The following is a 7,098-nucleotide window of genomic DNA, read 5'->3' as shown; positions in this document are numbered from 1 at the left end:
TATAAGTAGTGATTGGTGGATGGTTATGGGGATATGGGGGGGTGGATGTTGTTTTAAGGTTTGGGGGGGGTAAAACCCTACTGGTGGTCGCTTTATCCATGATTTTAACGCCACTTTACTTTGTCATTTATGAAAAAATAAAGTGGTGATTTTGGGGCATGGTCGCTTTGGGCAACAGGTCAATAGCCTACTTATGGCGTGCGGGTTTAATACCACCGTGATTGACAGCCATGTGGAGATGATTGAAGGGCTTGCTAAGTTTGGCATACAGACCTATTATGGCGATGCCACACGCCTTGAAATGCTAAAAAGCATCGGACTAAAAAACGCCAAAATGCTCGTCATCTGCCTTACCAATGAACAAGCGTCCATGGATATTATTCATTTTATCCGCCGTCATTATCCGCATTTGACGATTTTGGCTCGGGCATATGACGCTCGCCACACCTTTGATTTGCACCATGCGGGGGCGAATTATATCATCAGAGAGACGGCGGATTCTGCCATTCGTAGCGGTCGAATTGTGCTTGAACAGCTTGGTCTGTCTCGTGAAAAAGCTCGTGAGCTGTCCAAATTCTATGAAGCTCGTGAACGGCATCATTTAGGGCGTGCGTCCTATCTGTATGACCCCGCCGTGTCGGTCTATGATAATGATGAAATGATGAATCTTATCAAGGGCTTACGAGAAGAAACGCACGAGATGATGAGTGCAATACGCCGTGGCGAGAGCGTGGACTGGCAAGAAGACCCTGAATGCTGGACGAGAACGAAGAAAGGGATTAGTTAAACGCCCTAACCCATTCAAGCACCAATCCTACCTGCTCTTTATAATCACTCATTCTATGGTCGCCCCCGTCTTGGGCGACAACGTCCGCCCCACAACTTTCAAAAAATGCTTGGGTGGCGTGGGCGTCCAACAGCTCATCACCCATTTTTAATAGCACTTTGATTTTTTGGGGATTTTTTGCAGTTAAACGGTGCTTTTCAAACCACGCCAAATCCCCATAGCGAATCTGCCAGCACCCTGTCGTGGTGTAGATGACGGTATCGTCTGTGAGCGTTTGTCCGTCAAAATTGTCCATTAAAAATCGCTGAAAGCTCAAATCAGGGCGTATGCTCGGGTTTAGCAGTACCGCAGGCGTGCCTGTCATGTCGGACAACAATGTGGCAAAATACCCACCCAAAGACGAACCGACAAGTACGGCATTGGGATTTTCTTTGATTAAATTCAATAGCTTAGCAACCACGTCATCAGGCGGACAGTTTAAATCAGGGCGTAGGGTGTCTATGCCAAGTCCTTTGGCATGGTCGGCGGTGATGATGGCTTTATTAGCGTTGGGGTCGGAATCTAGTCCGTGCAGGTAAATGATGGTCATGGTCGTTTTATGCATTGTCAAATGGGTATTGTAATAAGTATCGCAAAATGGCACGACAGGCGAATATATGATAAATAAATCAAACGCCATTGTATCAATTTTTATCAATTTTCGCTATAATTAACGCTTTTTACGCCTGACATTTGCCCTTTTAAGCCACACTCGCCTGCCATGCAAAACGAACTTTTTATGATAGACAACCCCTGCATTGGCGTGTGTGCCATGAACAAAAAGGGCTACTGCATGGGCTGTTTTAGAAATCGCACCGAACGCCAAACATGGCACATCATCAGCGATGGCGAGCGAGCCAAGATTTTAAAAAACCTTGGCAGGCGACGTCGCAACATCAACGCCCTACTTCGCCACAAACAACGCCAAACCCCAGTCAATTATGAGTTTGATTTTTATGGGCAGTTTGAGCAGTTAAGTTTTGATTTTTAAATCAGTATCGCCCTGTGGTTTTTATTTACCTTTTTTTATTTATCTTTCTTAATTTGCCTTTTTGCCTTTATCATTTATCATGGCAAATAAAGAGTAGGCACCCCCCCTATTTACCCATTTATTTCCCCAGCTTATTTGCCAACGTCATACACGCTTCATAACGTCTATTGACATTGGTGGCGTACCAGTTGGTGTTTTTGTCCTGTTTCATCTTTGTACTGCTAATCACGACCTGTGGCATGATGGCATAGGTGGGGTCTTTTTTGTATTTGGCTTTAAACAGCTCGCTAACCCCTTGATACGTGGCGGTTTGCTCAAAACTTGCTTTTTTCTCTTTTTTCAAATCACTTCTGATTTGGGCGGGGGTGAGCGGTGTTTTGGCGGTGGCGAGTAGGTTGATGAGTGCCGTCTCGGTCTGTGATTTGGCACTGCTCACCGTGCCATTGGCATATAACAGCAAATCGCCATCGATGTCAAGGCTGATTCCTGTTAGGCTTGCCACACGTTTTTGAAAAGCGGAATTGCGACTTGAATACACGCCAGAGTTGTAGTCAGCAAAGCGATAAATTGGCTTATCATAATCCGCCTGATACATCATCAAGCGATGAATGCCGTAGTACAGACCGCCATACTGCCCGTACATGTCAGCACGCAGGGTGCGGTCGTTCATGTTGGCTCGGCGGTGGCGTTTGGCGTAGTTGACATGCACCTGCATGGAGCCTAAGGTTGTGATGGGATTTAGGCGTTCGTCAAGGCTCTCGCCTGTGAGCTTGGTGAGATTGTTCACGCCACTGACTTTATAGGTGCTGGTAAAGTAGTCAAACATCTGTTGGTACAGCTCATCTAGCTCTTTTTCGGTTTTTACTTTTTTGATTTGGCTCTCAAAGCTGTTATCCTTGGTCGGGCGAGTGGCGAGCATGGTGCGAAACACGCCAGCGAGCTGTTTACCCAGTTTGTCTTCTAGCTTATCATCGATGGCACGTAAGGACGCTTGCCCGAGATTAGCGACGGCAGGATTGGCGTGGAAGTTGGACTCTTGGTCAATGACCGCAACCACGGTGCAGATGTTCTCTTTGTCCTTATGTAGTTTTAGCTTGTCAAATATCGCCCCGATGTCGCCTGCCCAACTTGCCTTGTCCTGTGAGCGGTTGGGTAGCACTTTGGCAATCTCATCATTTGACAAGATGGGCGTGTCGGGCGTCTCTTGGGTGCAGGCGGTCAGCAGGATGGCACCGCCAAACAGAGCGATGTATAAGGACAGATTTTTTAACAGTGGATTTTTCATAAAATGATAAAAAACAATGACAAGCCAAAAAAAAACGGCTTATTGTAGCAAAATAATGCCCCAACAAGCCTTGCCCGACATTAATGCCATGTGTGATTTTTGTATCACGAACTGCTGGTTACATGCTCACCACCCACCAGTCGCATAAGCCCTTCTTGTTGGGTGGTGGCGACAAGCCTGCCATCTTGCCAAAACTGCCCGTGGTTTAGCCCCTTGGCGTGACTGGTCGTGTCGCTCCACATGTCGTACAGTAGCCAGTCGCTGACATCAAAGGGGCGATGAAAATGCATGCTGTGGTCAATGCTTGCCACTTGTAAACCCTTGGTCATAAAGCTAAGCCCGTGCGACATCAGCCCCGTACCCACCAAATAAAAGTCGGACGCAAAGGCAAGCAGAGCCTGATGAATGGCGACAGGCTGGCCTTGTAGTCCATTGATACGGAGCCAGTTGGCTTGGCGGGGTCGCATGGGCTGTGGATGAATGGGGTCTCGGGGCGTGACAGGGCGTATCTCGACATGGCGTTTACGCAGGTAGCGGGCTTTTAGGGCGTCGGGGATTTTGCCGACATGAGCATCTTTTAGCTCCTGCTCACTTTGTAAGGTGTCAGGGTGCGGATATTCGGGCATGCTCTCTTGGTAGTCCAGTCCGCCTTCCATGGGTGAGAATGACGCAATCATGCTAAAAATGACCTGCTCGGTCGTGCCAAGCGTGGGGTCGTCAGGGTCGTTTGGCACGTTTTGCACCGCCACGACTTGCCGAGCCGACAGGCTTTTGCCATCACGCAGACGGCGGACTTGGTAGATGACTGGCAGGCGGATGTCGCCCCCACGCAAAAAATAACCGTGAAAACTGTGACAAGGCTTGTCTATCTGGAGCGTCTTCGCCCCTGCCATCATCGCTTGGGCAAGCACCTGCCCGCCAAACACCCTTGCCCCCACATAGTCAAAACTCGGTGCCGAGAACACATCGGGGGTTATCTCGGTTAGGGTCAAAGTCGTCATCAAGTCACGAATCAAACTATCATCAGGCGTATTTGGCATAATCATTCCACACATCTAAATAGCTAAGGGCAAACAGTGCTATCTGTATTAACAAATGTCATCAAACCACACCGTTTCTGGTAGGCGTACAAGTATAACAAAATTTTTGTCCATTTCTAGTTAAAAATGTTAAAATACTAAGATTATTGTCAAATCATGGCACATACTATGTTAAAACTTCCGAATATCTCTCAGATTTTTTCTAAAAAACCAAATAACACCCCAAAACCCACCCACCAAAACCAACAAGAAGCCCCCAAAAGAGCAGAAAACAAACCATCTGTCTATCGCAACTTATCAGGCAAAGGCTTATCTTTGGCGGTCAAAGCACAAATCTTGGGCGAAGTGCCAGAGCTTGATGATGACATTCCCACGTTTTATGTGCTAAGAGAATATTCACGCTCCAACAGTCTGCTCGTGGATGTTAAAACCCAAGAGTTAAATCTACCATCTGCCCTTGCCAGTACCAGCATTGGCAGTCTCAATGAGAGTGCCTCTGTCATCTTTTTAAAGCACCGTCACGGCTCAGAGAACATTCCATCGCCACGCTTAGAGCGACTCATCAAAGCATGTATTGATGACCCCACATTGCGTGTGCAACTCATCCCCGTGACCATCCTATGGGGACGAGCCCCAAGCAAAGAAGACAGCCTGTTTCGCCTGCTCATGGCGGACGAATGGAATAGTCCCAGCATTCCCAAACAGCTCTTTAATATCGGGGTCATGGGGCGTGATACGGCAGTGCAGTTTGCTCAGCCCAAGGATTTACAAAAGCTTATTCAAGACAGCAAGGACGACCATGCTGACAATGTAGACCTTAGTACATCGCACTTGGCAAACCATATCAGCCAACGCCTAAAAGGCTATTTGGACAAACAACGCACCAGTATCATCGGACCTGACCTATCTGACAAACGCAACGTGACGGGGCAAATCTTATCATCGCCCATCGTCCAAGAAGCCATAGAAAAAGAAGCCATCCGCACAGGCAAAACCATCGCCCAAATCAAAAAAGAAGCCAGCGGTTATGTGGGTGAGATAACAAGCGATTATTCACACTCTGTCGTCCGTTTTTTTGACCACTTTTTGACGTGGCTATGGGAGCGACTCTATGACGGCGTGGAAGTGCGTCATTTTGAGCGGGTGCGTAAGCTTGCCCCCGACCACCAAATCATCTATGTACCATGCCATCGCAGTCATATGGACTACCTGCTCTTATCTTATGTCATCTACAAACGGGGCTTACGCATCCCTTACATCGCCGCAGGGGATAACCTAAACATCCCTGTACTGGGCGAGATATTGCGTAGTGGCGGAGCATTCTTTATGAGACGTAGCTTTAAGGGCAACGCCTTGTACAGCACGGTGTTTAAGGAATATCTACACACACTCATGCAACGGGCTGTCCCCATTGAGTACTTCATCGAAGGCGGTCGCTCTCGTTCAGGTCGTCTGCTACCGCCCAAGCTCGGTATGCTTGCCATGACCGTGGGTAGTTATCTGCGTGAGCCTGCCAAACCCGTGGTTTTTGTCCCGACTTATATCAGTTATGAGCGGATTATGGAAGGGGCGACTTATGTGGGCGAGCTCAAAGGCAAACCCAAAGAAAGCGAAAACCTGCTTAGTCTCATCAAGACCGCCCAAAAGATTGAACGGGTATTTGGCACGGTGCATCTGTCCTTTGGCGAACCGCTACACCTGACCCAATTTTTGGATAAATTTAACATCAAAACTGGCAAAGACACCCTAGCGTTAAGCCCTGATGAGCAAGCGGACAACGACAAGCAAACCTACGCCATGATTACCAATATCGGCGTCAAAATCATGCAAAACATCAACAAATCAGCAGTCGTCAATCCTGTCTCCCTGCTGGCACTCGTACTACTGTCCACCCCCAAATCCGCCCTTGATGAAGCCCAAGCGATAGAACAAATCGCCCTATATCAGCGTATCGCCCAAGCCCTGCCTTATGACAAGGACACCTTTGTCACTGACATGAACCCCAAAGACATCTTGGCGTATGGCTTGCAGTTAGAACTCATCGAACGCACCCCCCACGTGCTAGGCGACATGATAAAAGTGGCGGACAAACAAGCTCCCTTGCTTAGCTACTTTAAAAACAACATCCTGCACGTCTTTATCCTAGCCAGTTTTATCGCTTCGCTGGTGCAACGAAATGGACGCATGTACCGTGATAAGCTAGAAAACATCAGCGAGCTTTTGTATCCCTTTTTACAAACCGAGCTGTTTTTAAAACACCCACAGCGTAGCATTAAGGACACCATTGGCGAGATTTTGGACGTACTTATCAAAGAAAATCTGGTTGTCGAATGGGACGGCGTACTCATCAGTGCCCCCGAGACCAACTCGCCTGCCTACCAACAACTCATCGTGCTTGCCGACCCTGCCGAGCAGAGTTTGGAACGCTACTTTATGGCTTTGACCTTATTGTCCGAACAAGGTGCACACCGCCTAAATACCGAACAAGTCGTCAATCTATGCTACTTTCTAGGGCAAAGGGTGTCCGTGCTGTATGCCGATGATTTGCCTGACATGTTTGATAAGGCGTTATTTACAAGCTTCTTAGATACGCTCGTACGCATGGGTTATGTGCAGATTGAGCCTGAGACGAGCATGATTGATTTTGATGAACGCATTGACAAAATCGCCGAACACGCCAAATACGTCCTAAATCCCGACATGATTGAGTTGCTGCGTCACACCGCTCGCCTAAACGACGATGAGATTGACAGCGTCATGAATGAGATGAATAAAAAGCGTAAATTTGGACGTAAATAGCTGATTTATTAGTTTAAAACACAGATAAAGAACTTTAAAATTACCACAGATTTATAATATGTGGGCGTAGAGACTGGCTCTGCACGTCGATAAAATCGTTACATCATCAAGGGCGTGCTGAGCACGTCCCTACAAAGCCTGTGGCAAATATCAAATT

At 47.6% G+C, this 7,098-nt stretch carries 6 protein-coding genes; 3 read left to right on the top strand and 3 right to left on the bottom strand.

The window, feature by feature from the left end:
* The first annotated feature begins 142 nt into the window (after positions 1-142).
* Positions 143-787, top strand: coding sequence for an NAD-binding protein (locus B5J93_RS10730; RefSeq protein WP_115237184.1), 645 nt, complete (start codon positions 143-145; stop codon positions 785-787).
* Here the strand turns inward: B5J93_RS10730 and B5J93_RS10725 are convergent.
* On the bottom strand, positions 780-1,376 hold the full coding sequence (locus tag B5J93_RS10725; protein WP_079326369.1) for a YqiA/YcfP family alpha/beta fold hydrolase: 597 nt from the start codon (positions 1,374-1,376) through the stop codon (positions 780-782). The genes B5J93_RS10730 and B5J93_RS10725 overlap by 8 nt on opposite strands.
* 171 nt (positions 1,377-1,547) lie before the next feature.
* On the opposite strand from B5J93_RS10725, the gene B5J93_RS10720 reads away from it, so the two are divergent.
* Positions 1,548-1,817: a DUF1289 domain-containing protein gene (locus B5J93_RS10720; RefSeq protein ID WP_079326367.1), complete on the top strand. Its 270-nt coding sequence runs from the start codon at positions 1,548-1,550 to the stop codon at positions 1,815-1,817.
* Positions 1,818-1,935: 118 nt separating this feature from the next.
* On the opposite strand, the gene B5J93_RS10715 is transcribed toward B5J93_RS10720, so the two are convergent.
* Together B5J93_RS10715 and B5J93_RS10710 are read right to left on the bottom strand one after the other, a co-directional pair.
* A complete protein-coding gene (locus B5J93_RS10715; protein ID WP_079326366.1) occupies positions 1,936-3,102 on the bottom strand; it encodes a DUF1615 family protein in 1,167 nt (388 codons plus the stop codon).
* Positions 3,103-3,206: 104 nt separating this feature from the next.
* Positions 3,207-4,142 carry an acyl-CoA thioesterase gene (locus B5J93_RS10710; RefSeq protein ID WP_079326368.1) on the bottom strand — a complete coding sequence of 312 codons (936 nt, stop codon included), beginning with the start codon at positions 4,140-4,142 and terminating at the stop codon, positions 3,207-3,209.
* Between the two features lie 168 nt (positions 4,143-4,310).
* Between B5J93_RS10710 and plsB the strand changes: the two genes are divergently transcribed.
* Complete coding sequence (gene plsB / locus B5J93_RS10705) at positions 4,311-6,941, top strand: glycerol-3-phosphate 1-O-acyltransferase PlsB (protein ID WP_079326365.1); 2,631 nt, start codon at positions 4,311-4,313, stop codon at positions 6,939-6,941.
* The last annotated feature ends 157 nt before the right edge of the window (positions 6,942-7,098 follow it).

Origin of the sequence: Moraxella equi (assembly GCF_002027555.1) — a bacterium.
GTDB lineage: Bacteria > Pseudomonadota > Gammaproteobacteria > Pseudomonadales > Moraxellaceae > Moraxella > Moraxella equi.
Note: the sequence above shows the minus strand (reverse complement) of the source record. Positions and strands in the feature narration are given on the sequence as shown.